The sequence below is a fragment of the Actinomadura rugatobispora genome, assembly GCF_055379765.1.
In genome coordinates, this window is the sequence record NZ_AP029191.1 from 10,979,257 (window position 1) to 10,993,660 (window position 14,404).

Annotated in this window: 12 protein-coding genes; 7 read left to right on the forward strand and 5 right to left on the reverse strand. The window is 75.4% G+C overall.

What is annotated here, in order from left to right; all coding sequences use genetic code 11:
- The first annotated feature begins 164 nt into the window (after window positions 1-164).
- Window positions 165-935, forward strand: a complete 771-nt coding sequence (locus ACZ466_RS49175; protein WP_378287253.1) for an ABC transporter ATP-binding protein — start codon at window positions 165-167, stop codon at window positions 933-935.
- Window positions 932-3,454 carry an ABC transporter permease gene (locus tag ACZ466_RS49180; RefSeq protein ID WP_464042085.1) on the forward strand — a complete coding sequence of 841 codons (2,523 nt, stop codon included), beginning with the start codon at window positions 932-934 and terminating at the stop codon, window positions 3,452-3,454. Before ACZ466_RS49175 ends, ACZ466_RS49180 begins: the two co-directional genes overlap by 4 nt.
- Window positions 3,455-3,515: 61 nt before the next feature.
- On the opposite strand, the gene ACZ466_RS49185 is transcribed toward ACZ466_RS49180, so the two are convergent.
- Entirely contained in the window at window positions 3,516-4,190 is a 675-nt protein-coding gene (locus tag ACZ466_RS49185; RefSeq protein ID WP_378287255.1) for a LysE family translocator, read from the reverse strand.
- Window positions 4,191-4,242: 52 nt separating this feature from the next.
- Window positions 4,243-5,367 carry an aminotransferase class V-fold PLP-dependent enzyme gene (locus ACZ466_RS49190; protein WP_378287256.1) on the reverse strand — a complete coding sequence of 375 codons (1,125 nt, stop codon included), beginning with the start codon at window positions 5,365-5,367 and terminating at the stop codon, window positions 4,243-4,245.
- Window positions 5,368-5,451: 84 nt separating this feature from the next.
- Here ACZ466_RS49190 and ACZ466_RS49195 point away from each other — a divergent pair, with 84 nt between their 5' ends.
- The gene (locus tag ACZ466_RS49195) at window positions 5,452-5,634 is read left to right on the forward strand and encodes a hypothetical protein (protein ID WP_378287257.1); all 183 of its coding nucleotides are present in this window, start codon (window positions 5,452-5,454) and stop codon (window positions 5,632-5,634) included.
- A 255-nt stretch (window positions 5,635-5,889) separates the two neighbouring features.
- On the forward strand, window positions 5,890-6,510 hold the full coding sequence (locus tag ACZ466_RS49200) for a LysR substrate-binding domain-containing protein (protein WP_464042088.1): 621 nt from the start codon (window positions 5,890-5,892) through the stop codon (window positions 6,508-6,510).
- Here ACZ466_RS49200 and ACZ466_RS49205 read toward each other — a convergent pair.
- The gene (locus tag ACZ466_RS49205; protein WP_378287259.1) at window positions 6,488-7,882 is read right to left on the reverse strand and encodes an alkaline phosphatase PhoX; all 1,395 of its coding nucleotides are present in this window, start codon (window positions 7,880-7,882) and stop codon (window positions 6,488-6,490) included. The genes ACZ466_RS49200 and ACZ466_RS49205 overlap by 23 nt on opposite strands.
- Before the next feature lie 195 nt (window positions 7,883-8,077).
- Here ACZ466_RS49205 and ACZ466_RS49210 point away from each other — a divergent pair, with 195 nt between their 5' ends.
- Window positions 8,078-8,674 (forward strand): TetR/AcrR family transcriptional regulator, encoded by a 597-nt coding sequence (locus tag ACZ466_RS49210; protein ID WP_378287260.1) that lies wholly within the window; start codon window positions 8,078-8,080, stop codon window positions 8,672-8,674.
- Here the strand turns inward: ACZ466_RS49210 and ACZ466_RS49215 are convergent, their stop codons facing one another.
- Complete coding sequence (locus tag ACZ466_RS49215) at window positions 8,675-9,697, reverse strand: helix-turn-helix transcriptional regulator (protein ID WP_378287261.1); 1,023 nt, start codon at window positions 9,695-9,697, stop codon at window positions 8,675-8,677.
- A 63-nt stretch (window positions 9,698-9,760) separates the two neighbouring features.
- Here ACZ466_RS49215 and ACZ466_RS49220 point away from each other — a divergent pair, with 63 nt between their 5' ends.
- On the forward strand, window positions 9,761-12,061 hold the full coding sequence (locus ACZ466_RS49220; RefSeq protein ID WP_378287262.1) for an ATP-binding cassette domain-containing protein: 2,301 nt from the start codon (window positions 9,761-9,763) through the stop codon (window positions 12,059-12,061).
- 148 nt (window positions 12,062-12,209) lie between these two features.
- Window positions 12,210-13,043, forward strand: coding sequence for a hypothetical protein (locus ACZ466_RS49225; protein WP_378287263.1), 834 nt, complete (start codon window positions 12,210-12,212; stop codon window positions 13,041-13,043).
- On the opposite strand, the gene ACZ466_RS49230 is transcribed toward ACZ466_RS49225, so the two are convergent.
- On the reverse strand, window positions 13,033-14,400 hold the full coding sequence (locus tag ACZ466_RS49230; protein WP_378287264.1) for a hypothetical protein: 1,368 nt from the start codon (window positions 14,398-14,400) through the stop codon (window positions 13,033-13,035). The genes ACZ466_RS49225 and ACZ466_RS49230 overlap by 11 nt on opposite strands.
- Window positions 14,401-14,404 lie beyond the last annotated feature (4 nt).

Consider the following 14,404-nt stretch of genomic DNA (forward strand, 5'->3'; position numbering starts at 1 on the left):
ACCCGGCGCACGCCACGACCGCAGACCGGCCCGGCCTCCCCGAGGCGGGCCCGGGCCGGGCCGCCGAGCGGCAACTCGGCGGCCCGGATCGGAAAGACGCGCACCCACCCCTGCCCGGGGTGCTCTCACGCGCGACGTCCCTCCACCGGAAAGGACAGCAGCCCATGCCGTCCGAGCACAACCCGACACTCCCCCACCGCCCGCCCGAGCCCGCCGTGCGGCTGGAGGCGGTGACCAAGACCTACGGCCGCGGCCACGGTGCCGTCACCGCGCTGCGCGAGGTCACCCTGCAGGTCACGCGCGGGTCCTTCACCGCCGTCATGGGCCCCTCCGGGTCCGGCAAGAGCACCCTGCTGCACTGCGCCGCCGGCCTCGACCGGGCCACCTCCGGGACGGTGCGGCTCGGCGGCACCGACCTCACCGGCCTCGGCGAGACCGCCCTGACCCGGCTGCGCCGCACCCGCGCCGGGTTCGTGTTCCAGGCCTTCAACCTCATCGGCTCGCTCACCGTCGAGCAGAACATCACCCTGCCGCTGAGGCTGGCCGGGCGGCCCGCCGACCGCGCCCTGCTGGCCGAGGTCGTCGACCGGGTCGGCCTCACCGGCCGCACCGCGCACCGCCCCGCCCGCCTGTCGGGCGGGCAGCAGCAGCGCGTGGCCATCGCCCGCGCCCTCATCACCCGCCCCGACGTGGTCTTCGGCGACGAGCCCACCGGCGCGCTGGACACCGTGACCGCCCGCGAGGTGCTCGCCCTGCTCCGCGAGACCGCCGACACCACCGGCCAGACCGTCGTCATGGTCACCCACGACCCGGTCGCCGCCTCCTACGCCGACACCGTGGTGTTCCTGGCCGACGGCCGCGTCGCCGACACGCTGGGCTCGCCCGCCGCCGACACCGTCGCCGCGCGCATGACCACCCTGGGAGCCCGCTCGTGATCGGCTCCCTGGCACTGGCCACGCTGCGCACCCGCAAGGCCGCCTTCGCCGGCGCCTACCTGGCGCTGCTGTGCGCGGCCGCGCTCCTCACCGCCTGCGGCGTGCTCATGGAGACCGGCCTGCGCGGCGCGATCCCCGCCGAACGCTACGCCGGCACGCCCATCGTCGTCGCCGCCGACCAGAACGCCCACTGGACCCGGAACAAGAAGGACGACACGACCAAGGTCAAGAGCAAGCCGCTCACCGAACGCGCCTGGCTGCCCGAGGGCCTGACCGCACGCCTGGAACCGCTTCCCGGCGTGGCCGCCCTCGTCCCCGAGGTCGCCTTCCCCGCCGACGTCCTGGACCGCACCCCACGCCCCTCCGGCGTCCCCTCCCGGGGGTACGGCTGGTCCTCCGCCGCCCTCACCCCCTACACGCTGCGCGCCGGCCGCCCGCCCGCCGCGCCCGGCGAGATCGTCCTAGACGTGTTGTCGGGCGCGGGCGCCAAGGTCGGCGACCAGGTCACCGTGCAGACCACCGCGCCCGCCGCCCTCCACCGCGTCGTCGGCCTGGCCGCCCCACGCGGCGGCGGGCCGCGCCACCAGGCCGCGGTGTTCTTCTCCGACGCCGAGGCCCGCCGGCTGGCCGGGCGCCCCGGCCAGATCACCGCGCTGGGCGTCCTGCCCGAACCCGGCGCCGACACCGCCGCGCTCGCCCGCGCGGTACGGGCCGCCCTGGACGGCACCCCCGCCAAGGTCCACACCGGCGAGGAGCGCGGCCCGCTGGAGTTCCGCGACGCCGCCCAGGCCCGCACGATGCTCATCAGCATGGGCGGCGCGCTGGGCGGAACCGCGCTGGCGGTGGCGATCCTGGTCGTCGTCGGCACCCTGGCGCTGTCGATCCAGCAGCGCCGCCGGGAACTGGCCGTGCTGCGCGCCGTGGCCGCCACGCCCCGCCAGATCCGCGCGATGATCGGCCGCGAGGCCCTGGCGGTGGGCCTGCTGGCCACGCCGCCCGGCGCCGCCGCCGGGCTCGCGCTGGCCGCCTGGCTGCGCGGACGGTTCGTGGACCTGGGCGCGATGCCCGAGGTGCTGCGGCCCTCCTTCAGCCCCTTCCCCGTCCTGGGATCGGTGGCCGCCACCCTGGCCGCGGCGTGGATCGCCGCCCGCATCAGCGGCCGCCGCACCGCCCGCCCGCGCCCCACCGAGGCGCTGCAGGACGCCGCCGTGCCCTCCGCCCGTCCCGGACCCGCCCGCGCCCTGGCGGGCCTGGCCGTCCTGGCAGCCCATGTCGTGCTGCTGGCCGTGCTGGCCCGGCTGGACACCGAGGCCGCCGCCTCACCGGTCACCTTCCTGAGCGTGGTCCTCGCCGCCGTCGCGACCGCCCTGCTCGGGCCGCCGATCACCCACGCCGCCGCCACGATCCTGGGCGTGCCGCTGCGGGCCTCCCGCGCCGCCGGGTTCCTGGCCGCCGCCAACACCCGCGCCGCGGCCCGGCGGCTGGCCTCGGTGACCACCCCGCTCACCCTCGCCGTCGCCATGACCGGCACGATCCTGTTCGTCCAGACCACCCTGGGCCACGCCGCCGGGAGGCAGGCCGACCAGGGCACCCTGGCCCCCTACGCGCTCGCCGGACCCGCAGGCGTCCCCGCCGGGGTCGCCGACGCCGCGCGCCGCCTGGAGGGGGTCGGCGAGGTCACCCAGATCGTGCGCACCACCCTGCGCGTCGGCGTCGACAAGTACCCCGCCCAGGGCGTCACCCCCGGCAGGCCCTCCGCCGCCCTCGACCTGGACGTGCGCGAAGGCTCCCTGGACCGCCTGGCCCCCGGCGCGCTGGCCCTCAGCGCCACCGCCGCCGACCACCGCGGCGCCCGCCTCGGCGACCGGATCCCCCTCATCCTGGGCGACGGCACCCGCGCCACCGCCCGGCTGGTGGCGATCTACCGGCGCGGTCTGGGGTTCGGCGACGTCACCCTGCCCTTCGAGCAGGTAGCCGGGCATGTCGACGACCCCCGCGCCGACACCGTCCTGATCACCCCGCGGCCCGGCGCGGCGCCCGTTGCCCGCCGCGGCCTGGCCGCACTGGCCGCCGCCGGCCCCGGGCCGCGGCTGCTGGAGGCGGGCGCCCTCGCCGACCGCGGCCGCGCCGCCCGGCAGGGCGCCGCCCAGGTCAACCTGGCCGCCATGGGACTGATCATCGCCTTCACCGCGATCGCGCTGGTCAACAGCCTGGCGATGGCCACCGGCGACCGCGCGCGGGAACTGGCGCTGCTGCGGCTGGCCGGCGCCACCCGCCGCCAGATCATGCGGATGCTGCGCTGGGAGACCCTCATCCTGGTGGCCACCGGCGCCGCCGCCGGGACCGCGATCGCCGCCGCCACCCTCACCGCGTTCGCCGCCGGCATGACCCGGGGCGCACCGCCCCACGCACCGCCGCTCGCGTGCCTGGGCATCCTGGCCGCCGTCACCGCGCTCGCCCTGGCCGCGCGCCTGGCGCTGCGCGAGCACCCCGCCGAGGTCATCGGCTCCCGCGAATGACCCGGCGCCGGGCGCACCCAGACAGGTGAGCGGAAAGGCGTGACGGGAGAAGGGACCGGGGTCAGGCGCGGGTGACGGCCAGGCGCACGCCCAGGCCGATCAGCGCCGCCCCGGTCAGCCCGTCGATGGCGCGCCGCACCCGCTCCCGCGAGAACACCCGCCGCAGCGCCCCCACCACGTTGGCCACCGCCATGAACCACACGCACGCCACCGCCGCCGCCACCAGCGACAGCAGCAGCGTGTCGGTCACCGCCGGGTGATCGCCCAGGAACTGCGGCATCAGCGCGACGAAGAACACCGCCGCCTTCGGGTTCAGCACGTTGCACAGCAGGCCCTGGCGGAACGCCGCCCACCACGGCACCGCCGCGCGCTCACCCGGCCCCTCACCGGGGCCGGCGCCGCCGCCCCGGGCCGCCGCCCGCAGCGACCGCACCCCCAGATACAGCAGATACACCGCCCCGACGATCTTCACGGCGGTGAACGCCGTGGCCGAGGCCGCCAGCAGCGCCGCCACCCCCAGCGCCGCCGTCGCCGCCCACACCAGCACGCCCAGGGCCACGCCCAGCGCCGCGGCCATCCCGCCGCGCCGCCCGCCCACCGCCGCGTGCCGGACCACGATCGCGAAATCCGGGCCCGGCGACATCGCGCCCAGCCCCATCGTCACCGCGAACGCCACCAGCTGCGCCGAATCCGCCATCGCGATCCCGCCGTCCCTTCCGCATCGCCACGCGCGCACCTCCCGGTCCTCCCGGTCCGCCCCGAAACAGGCTAGCGGGGGCGATCATCCCTCACCCCCCGGGCAGCACCCGGCCCGCCAGCAGCTCCAGCGCCCGGTCCACGTCCGCCTCGCAGGTCGACAGGTGGAACGCGCAGCGCAACCGCCCCGCCCGCACCGAGGCGACCACCCCCTGAGCGGCCAGCGACTGCGCCGTCCCCTCCGCCACCGGCACCGACACGATCGCCGAATCCCCCGGCCCCAGCCCCAGCCCCGCCCGGAACCGGTTCGCCAGCGCCAGATCGTGGGCGCCGACGGCCTCCACCCCGACCCGCACCAGCAGCTCCAGCGCCGGAACCTGGCCCACCCAGCTCTGCCACGCCGGCGACAGGTCCAGCCGGCGCGCGTCACCGGCCAGCCGCAGCGGCCCCCCGTAGATCGAGTCCCAGACGTCCTCGCCCGCGTACCAGCCCGCCCCCACCGCGGGCAGCGCCGCCAGCGCCTCGGGCGTCCCGGCCAGGAAGCACGTGCCGCGCGGGCCCAGCAGCCACTTGTAGCCGCCGCACACCAGCAGGTCCACGCGGTCGGCGGGCACCGGCAGCCAGCCCACCGCCTGCGTGGCGTCCAGCAGGATCCGCGCGCCGTGCGCCCGCGCCGCCCCGATCAGCTCCTCCATCGCCGCGACCCGGCCGTCGGCCGACTGCACCGCCGACACCGCCACCAGGTCCACCCCGCCGTCCACCGACCCGGCGACCTCCTCCAGCGGCACCGACCGCACCACCAGATCCGGACGGGCCAGGAACGGGAACAGCAGCGAGGTGAAATCGCCGTCGGCCACCAGCACCCTCGCCCCCGCCGGCAGCGACGCCGCCACCAGCCCCACGAAGTACGACACCTGCGACCCGCACGCGATCCGCTCCGGCGGCAGCCCCACCAGCCGCCCGAACAGCTCCCGCGCCCGCCGCACCGCCTCGTCCCCCGTCGCCGTGGTCAGCAGGCCCGCCGCGCGGTCCCGCTCGCCCGCCAGCATCGCCTCGTGCGCCGCCCGCGGCGGCAACCCGTAGGAGGCGGTGTTGAGATAGGCCACCCGGGGCGCGAACTCGCGCCGCGCCTCCCGCGCCGAAAGGCTCCCGCCGGCCGGATCACTGGACAAAGCGCTGGACAGAGCGCTGGACGAAGCGCTGCTCGTGTCGGTCATGGCCCGATCATCGGCGAATCCGGACCCATAGCACAAACGACTATCTTCTAGGGCCGACCCAGAAATGATTGATACCTTGCCGCCATGCTCGACCTCAACCGCGCCCGCGTCCTGCGCGAGGTCGCCCGGCTGGGATCGATGACCGCCGCGGCGCGCTGGCCGCCCTGCGCGCCCGCGGTCACCGTCTCCCTCACCGAGGCCGAACCGCCTGCCCTGGCCGCACGGCGCGCCGGCGACCTGGCCCTGGTGTTCGCCTACCGTTCCTAGGGACTGTGCATGAGTTGCTCAGCCGCGCGCCCCGAACGGTGCTGGGCGCACTGGTCCCCGGCGTACTCGACCCCGGGCCGGCGACACGCATCGCGTGCGTGGTCCGTTCCCGGGAGGCCGGTTCCCTATGCGACCTGGCCATGTGGGCTCGACAAGAGGCGACGGGGAGGCCCCAGACCATCACTCCGGTGGAAAGGGGCCCCGCACGCTGACATCGAACCCGGCGTCCCAGATCGCGCTACTGAAAGTACGGGGTTGAACACAAGCCGTCAAGTCGGATCACTTGATCGCCTGCGTTTTCACTCAACCGACCTCACAGATGAACGGTTCACCCCCCACACGCCCTCTAACACCGACGCCGGATTCCGCGAGATCCCGCTGCGCGAGGACCCCGTCCGGCTCGCCGTCCCCGCCGCGCACCCGCTGGCGGGCGCCACCCGCCCCAACCTGGCCGACCTGGCCGAGGACACCTGGGCCTCGGGCTGCGAACGCTGCCGCGGCCACCTGCTGCGCGCCTGCGCCCGCGCCGGGTTCAGCCCCCGCATCGCCTTCGCCACCGACGACCACATCGCCGTGCAGCGCCTGGTCGCCCGCGGCCTGGCCGTCACCGCCATGCCCGCGCTGGCCTTCGCCCTGCACCGCGAGCCCGGGGTCGCCCCGCCGCCCTGCACCGGGCTGGGACGTCGCCGCATCACCGCGCTGGTGGCCGCCGGGCCCGTCCCCCCGGCCGTGGCCGCGCTGCTGGACGAGATCGTCACCGTGGCCCGCGACGCCCCGCCGACCGCGGCGGACCCGGGCGACACCGAGGACACCGGGGACACCGGGGACGCCGGGGACGGCGCGGGGGACGCGGTCAGCGGTGCCAGGGGCCGGTGACGGCGAAGGTCGTGCCCGGGTCGTAGACGTTGACGAACATCGTCCGCCCGTCCGGGGAGAAGGTCACCCCCGCGAACTCGCCCCACTCCGGCTCCTGCTCGGTGCCGGTGTTCTGCCGGTTGCGCGCCACCGGGTACACCGTGCGACCCCGCGTCACCCCGTACACGTGCTGCGCGCCGCCGCCGTCCTCGCACACCATCAGCCCGCCCTGCGGGGCCAGCGCGATGTTGTCGGGCGACTCGCCCGGCGTGTTCACATCGGTGTCCGGCCCGAACACGATCACCAGCGTCAGGCGCCGCGAGCGCGGCTCGTACGACCACACCTGCCCGAAGTGGTCGGCCTGCGACCCCTCGCTCCTGCGCGCGAAGCTGCACACGAAGTAGAGCCGGTCACCGCCCCAGTAGCAGCCCTCCAGCTTCTGCCCGTGCGTGATGCCGCCGGGCCCGAAGTCCTGGAAGCGGATCGGGGTCTGCTTGGCCAGCGGGTCGGGCACCGGGACCCACCGCACGTCCTTGAACGTGGTGCCCGGTTCCTGCACCACCGCCAGGTCGGTCACCCCCGGCACCCGCAGCGCCTCGAGCCGTCCTCCGGCGCGCAGGCTGCCCAAGCCGCCCCGGGGCTTGTCGGGGAGGAAGCGGTAGAACAGCCCGAACGGCTTCTCGAAGGCGTCCTCGGTCTCGTACACCACGCCGTCGCGCGGGTCGATCGCCACGGCCTCGTGCTGGAAGCGGCCCAGCGCCGTCAGCGGCACCGCGCCGCCGCGCTCGGGGCGGGCCGGATCGACCTCGAAGACGAACCCGTGATCCTTGGTGTAGCCGTTGGTGCCGGCCTTGTCCTCGCTCTCCTCGCACGTCAGCCAGGTCCCCCACGGCGTGGGGCCGCCCGCGCAGTTGACCGCCGTCCCCGCGATCGCCACCCGCTCGCCGCGGACCCGGCCGGCGGCGGAGACCTCCAGGGCCGTGCACCCGCCCTTGCCCTCGGGGTCGTAGGTCAGCCCCTCGACCGCCGGGACGCGATGCTCGGCGTCGGGGCGGTTCTCGTGGTTGCGCACCAGCCGCACACCGCCCGAACGGCCGCGGAAGGCGGCCATGCCGTCGGCGTGGCTGGGCACCGGGCCCTCGCCCGAGCGCAGCGGCTCGCCCTCACGCGACAAGATCCTGTAGCGGAAGCCGCGGGGCAGGTCCAGGATCCCGGCCGGGTCGGGCAGCAGCGGCCCGTACCCCGCCCAGCCGCCCGCCGGCCTCCCGGCCGGGGCCGCCGCCGGGGCGGCCGACGCGGTGCCGGCGAAGAGCTGCTCCAACGCTCCGGTGAAGGCGATGCCCGCCCCTACCGCGCCGCCGCGGCCCAGGATCTGACGTCGCGTGACGGACATGGCCCCTCCTTGCGCCAGGCTGTAACAGGGAGTTTGTAACACATGCTTCACTGCGTGTGAACCGCCCTCGAGCCGCTTTGTAGATCTTGGCCGAAGGATCCCCGGCCGAACGCGCGGCGGCCCCGGCCGGGCCCGCTACAGTTACCGAACCGGCATTCACAAACCTGCCGGTCCAACCCCGTGAGGAGCCCGGCCGTGGCGCGCCCCCGTACCACCAGCGACGAGGCGATCCTGCGCGCGGCGGCCCGCGTGCTGGGACGCCTGGGCCCCGGCCGCCTCACCCTGGCCGCCGTCGCCGCCGAGGCCGGGCTGGCCCCCGCCACGATCGTCCAGCGCTTCGGCTCCAAACGCGGGCTGCTGCTGGCGCTGGCCCGGCAGGCAGGCCCGGGCGTCCGCCGCTACTTCGAGGACGCCCGCCGCCAGGCCGCCCCGGGGGACGCGCCGCTGGAGATCCTGCACGCGGCGCTGGGCGCGATGGCCGCCACCGTGCGCACCCCCGAGGAGATGGCCAACAGCCTGGCCTTCCTCCAGCTCGACCTCGCCGACCCCGAGTTCCGCGAGCCGGCCGCCGTCCACTTCGGCATCGTCCGCGAGGAGATCACCGCGCTGCTGCGGGAGGCCGCCGCGACCGGCGGCCTGGCCCCCGGCACCGGCACCGCCGCACTGGCCCGCTCGGTCCACGTCGCCTACAACGGCGTCCTGATCGTCTGGGCGATGACCGGCGAGGGCGGCACCCTGCGGGAGGCCCTGCGCACCGACCTCGACCGCCTCCTGGCCCCGCACCGCCCCTGATCAGCCCCGCCCCTGATCAGCCCCGGCGGGCCCCTCGGACGCGGCGGAGCGCTCCGCGGAACGCTCGGCGGCGCGCTGCAGGCGGCGGCCCAGATCGCCCAGCCGCCCGGCCAGCTCCGGCGGCTCCCGCACCGTGAACTCGATCTCCAGGAACGCGATCCGCAGCGCCGTCCACTCCAGCGAGTCGGCCGCGGTGCGCAGCGTGCAGGTGCGCTCGTCGACCGGCTCCAGCTCCGTCCCCGCCACCCGGAACCGGTCGGCCAGCTCCGCCGCCGAGGCGTGCACCGTCAGCACGGCCTCCCGGACGGGCCGCGCCGCCGCCAGCGACCGCTTCACGAACGCCGCCGCGTCCGGCGCCGGCAGCGTCCGCTCCCCGCCGCGCACCCCGGTCGGCAGCGGCTCCTCCAGCCGGTCGACCCGGAACGTCCGCCAGTCCCCCCGGCCCAGATCCCACGCCACCAGGTACCAGCGCCGCCCCGCCGACACCAGCCCGTAGGGCTCCACCAGCCGGCGGCTCTCGGCGTCGCCCTTGTCCCGGTAGGCGAACCGCAGCCGCTCCCGGTCGCGGCACGCCGCCGCCAGCACCGTCAGCGTCTCGGGCGCCACGCTCGGCCCCGCCGGCGGCGCCGCGATCGGCATCGTGGCCGTCGCCAGCGCCCCCACCCGGCGCCGCAGCCGGTCCGGCAGCACCTGCTCCAGCTTGGCCAGCGCGCGCACCGAGGTCTCCTCGATCCCGTCGACGCCGCCGCCCGCCGCCGCGCCCCGCAGTCCCAGCGCGATCGCCACCGCCTCCTCGTCGTCCAGCAGCAGCGGCGGCAGCGCCGTCCCCGCCTCCAGCCGGTACCCGCCCAGCGCGCCCAGCTCGGCGCGCACCGGATAGCCCAGCCCGCGCAGCCGCTCCACGTCGCGGCGCACGGTGCGGACGGTCACGCCCAGCCGCGCGGCCAGTTCGGGGCCGGTCTGTTCGCGCCGGGCCTGCAACAGCGAGAGCAGCTGGAGCAGCCGCGCCGAGGTGTCGGTCACGCCCACCAGTATGCGATCGAAACAGGACCGATCCTGACCTGCTTGCCTCCTAGCGTGACGGTCATGACGCCGACCAGCGACGCCCCCGCCGTGCACCGCGACCACATCGTGATCAAGGGCGCGCGCGAGAACAACCTCAGGGACCTGTCACTGCGCATCCCCAAGGAGAAGATCGTCGTCTTCACCGGGGTGTCGGGCTCGGGCAAGTCCTCGGTGGTGTTCGACACCGTCGCCGTGGAGTCGCAGCGCCAGCTCAACGAGACCTTCACCTGGTTCATCCGCAACCGGCTGCCCAAGTACGAGCGCCCCGACGCCGACGTCATCGACCACCTCGCCCCCGCCATCGTGGTCGACCAGAAGCCCATCGGCGGCAACTCCCGCTCCACCGTCGGCACCATGACCGACATCTACTCGGTCATCCGGGTGCTGTTCTCCCGGTGCGGAGAGCCCAGCGCGGGCGACTCCTCGGTCTACTCCTTCAACGACCCCCAGGGCATGTGCCCCGAATGCGACGGCCTCGGCCGCGTCGTCCGCGTCGACCTGGACAAGTTCCTGGACACCACCAAGTCGCTCGACGACGGCGCCATCCTCTTCCCGCCCTTCGCCACCGGCACCTACCCCTGGCAGTTGGTCGCCGAATCCGGCCTGTTCGACCCCGGCAAGCCGCTGCGCGACTACACCCGGGAGGAATGGGACCTGTTCCTGTACGGCAAGGGCTTCCGGGTGCCGCGCCTCAACCACACCGGCTCGATGGGCCACAACGCCTACGAGGGCCTGGTCGAACGCTTCGAGCGCCTCTACATCAAACGCGACCTGTCCGCCCTGTCCGAACGCAGCCGGCAGGCCGCGGCCGGCGTGGTGTCCGAGCGCACCTGCCCCGAATGCGTCGGTGCCCGCCTCAACGCCAAGGCCCTGGCCAGCCGCATCGGCGGCCGCAACATCGCCGACCTGTGCGCCCTGGAGGTCGGCGACCTGATCGGCGCCCTCGCCGGGATCGGCGACCCGGTCGGACGGCCCATCGCCGCGGCAGCCGTCGAACGCCTGCGGCGCCTGGAGGCGATCGGCCTGTCCTACCTGAGCCTGGACCGGCAGACCTCCACCCTCTCCGGCGGCGAGGCCCAGCGGCTCAAGGTCGTCCGGCACCTGGGCTCCAGCCTCACCGGCATGACCTACATCTTCGACGAGCCCAGCACCGGCATGCACCCCCGCGACATCGGCCGCCTCAACGACCTGCTGCGCCAGCTGCGCGACAAGGGCAACACCGTGCTGGTCGTCGAGCACGACCCCGACGTGATCGAGGTCGCCGACCACGTCATCGACATGGGCCCGGGCGCCGGCACCCGCGGCGGCGAGGCGGTGTTCCAGGGAACGGTCGAGCAGCTGCGCGCCTCGGCCACCCTCACCGGGCGCTGCCTGCGCCGATCCGCACCGGTCAAGGCGGACTTCCGCGAGCCGTCCGGCTGGCTCACCGTGACCGGCGCCGCCCTGCACAACCTCAAGGACGTCACCGCGCGCTTCCCCGCCGGCGTGCTCACCGCCGTCACCGGCGTGGCCGGCTCGGGCAAGAGCACCCTGGTCTCGCGGGTGTTCACCGCCGCCCACCCCGAGGCGATCGTGGTCGACCAGTCGGCCATCGGCACCTCCCGGCGCTCCAGCCCCGCCACCTACATCGGGATCATGGACCCGCTGCGGCGGCTGTTCGCCAAGGCCACCGGCGCCGACCCCGGTCTGTTCAGCCACAACTCCAAGGGCGCCTGCCCCGACTGCGACGGCAACGGCGTCATCTTCACCGACCTGGCCTTCATGGACCCCGTCACCACCCTCTGCCAGGCATGCCACGGCACCCGCTACCGCCCCGAGGTCCTGCGGCACCGGCTGCGCGGCCGCTCGATCGTGGACGTGCTCGCCCTCACCGCCGAGGAGGCCCTGGACTTCTTCCCCGAGAAGACCCTGCACACCAGGATCCGCACGCTCAACGAGGTCGGCCTCACCTACCTCACCCTCGGCCAGCCCCTCAGCTCCCTGTCCGGCGGCGAACGGCAGCGCATCAAGCTCGCCGACCAGCTGCACCGCACCGGCCAGATCTACGTCCTGGACGAACCCACCACCGGCCTGCACATGGCCGACGTCGACACCCTGGTCGCCCTCCTGGACCGGCTGGTGGACGCCGGCAACACCGTGATCGTCATCGAGCACGACCTGGACGTCATCCGCCGCGCCGACTGGATCATCGACCTCGGCCCCGGCGGCGGCGAGCACGGCGGCCGCGTCGTGTTCGAGGGCACCCCCGCCCGCCTGCTGGAATCACCCGACTCCATCACCGCCGCCCACCTGCGCAAGGCCGTCCCGTCCGCCGGGGGCTGACGCCGGCCGGCCGGCGGGTCGAGAGTCGACTTTGGTCTATCGACGGTCGCACATGGGCTGATGCCCGCCCCGCCCGCCGCCGGGCAGGCTGCGTACAGGGCCCGCGTACGGGCCCGTACGCAGCCACCGCACCAGGGGGACGACTTCGATGGCCGCCAACGCCCGGGAACGCTGGGTGCTCGAACACAACGGGCGACGACTGGAGGTGGAGAGCCCGCCGGGCGGCTCCAAGCGGGAGATCCGCATGTTCGTCGACGGCGAGCAGGTCGCCGAGGAGCACGTCTCCGGCAAGAAGGCCGCCAAACTCACCCACGACGACCTCACCGTCAAGGCCACCTGGGACTGGCTCGGCCACCTCGGCATGGTCGCGCTCGTGCCCGCCTCCACCGACCTGGAGGTCAAGGACGTCCAGGACGTCAAGGACCTGGTCGCCCGCGCCGGCGAAACCTGGTTCACCCCGCCCGAGGGCAGCCGCGCCGCCCGCCGCGAGCGCCTGGCCCGCCGCTACCCCCGCCTGTACGCCTCGCGGCACGTCGCCGCCGCGGTCGCCAAGGTCCTCCTCCCGCTGCTGGGCATCGCCGCGCTCATCCGGATCCCCAAGCCCGACATCGACCTGCCCGAGGTGAACCTGCCCGACCCGCCGGACCTGCCGCGGCCCCGCATCCCGTGGCCCGACATCGACCTGCCCTCGATCCCGTGGCCGGACCTCACCCTGCCCGGCTGGGTCCAGGCGATCCTGGAGACCGCCAAGTACTGGGGCCCGATCACGGCGGCCGTGTTCATCGCCGTCCAGGAGTACCAGCGCCGCAAGAAGCAGCGCGAGAAGGCCGCCGAACGCGCCGCCGCCGCTCAGGACCCCGCGGGCGGGCAGCCCGGCGAGCGCGAATCCGACACGGGCAAGGACGACGAAGGCGAGACGGACCGGGAAGGGGAACAGGAAGGGGAACGGGAGACCGCGCCTTCCCGGAACCTCAACCGCTGAGCAGCGCGAACAGGCCCGCACACGTCAGCGCGACCATCACCGCCGCCACCGGCGCCTGACCCGGCCGCGCGCGTTCGCGCGGCCGGATCCGCAGCGCCAGGTCGTGGGCGGCGATGGTCGCCGCGATATGCCCCAGCACGATCGCGTTCACCTGCACCTGCGCGGTCAGCGTCGGCCCGGCCAGGTCGTGGTCGATGCGGTGCCCGGTCGAGCCCAGCAGGTTCCACCCGGCGCCGAACGGGTCGCTGGCCAGGATGAACGTCATCTGGCCCTCCAGCACGAAGAACGAGAAGTAGTGCGCGAGGCTGTAGCCCAGCGCGATCGGCAGCAATGTCGCGGCGAAGCGCCCCGGCACGGCCGCCCCCTCCGGCTCCCCGGTCAGCGCGGCGCTCAAGCGCATCGCCGCCACGTACAGCGCGGCGACCGCGCCGATGGAGCACGCCAGCCCCAGCGACCCGGCCGCCACGCCGCCCGGGTCGACGTTGTCGCGCCAGAAGGTGGTGCGGGTGACGCCGTCGAACCCGGTCGAGCCGATCAGCACGCACGCCACCGCCACCAGCCCCGGCTCGGCGGCGCCGCCCACCAGCCCGGTCAGGGGTGTGCGCAGCACCAGCGCGCCGTCACCGCGGCGGCCCAGCGGGGCCATGCGCGCCAGCAGGCTGGAGTAGACCTCGAACCCGTCGCCGCGCGTGAACCACTCCCGCCCGTACACCTGCGCCAGGGTCAGGTTGACCGCCGCGTACGCCAGGATCAGCCACCCCACCAGCCGGGGATCGGAACGGCCGGGCGCCACCAGCTCCAGCCACACGAACGCCGTCAGCCAGCAGGCCGCCGGCCAGTACCCCAGCCGGGCCGGCGGCGTGCGGCGCCCGCCGACCGGGTCGGTCCCGGTGAGGCGGCACAGGACGGCGTGCAGCGTGCGGAGCGGGTTGACGCGCCTCCACACCGGCCCCAGCAGGACGCTCGCGGGCACGAGCCCGACCCAGAACGTGACGTACAGCGCCCAGGGCGCCAGGTTGGCCTTCTCGCCGGGCGGCCCGCCCAGCGCGACGGCCACCACGAACACCGCCGCCGCCAGCGCCGCCGCCCGTCCGGCGCGGGCGAGGGCGGCCGAGTCCAGGACCCGCGCCGGACCGGGCGGCAGGGGACGCCCGCCGTCCGAGCGCAGCCGCGGCCGCTTCCAGGCGACCGTCAGCACCAGGAAGGAGGCGGCGACCGCCGTCCCGCCGCCGATGATCGCGGCCACCGCGTCCAGCGGGAGGTCGGTCCGCCCGCCCAGCCCGTGCGCCAGCACGCCCTCCACCAGGGCGGGGCCCGCCGCCCCCGACGGCGTCGCCGCCTCCGTCAGTACCGGCACGGCG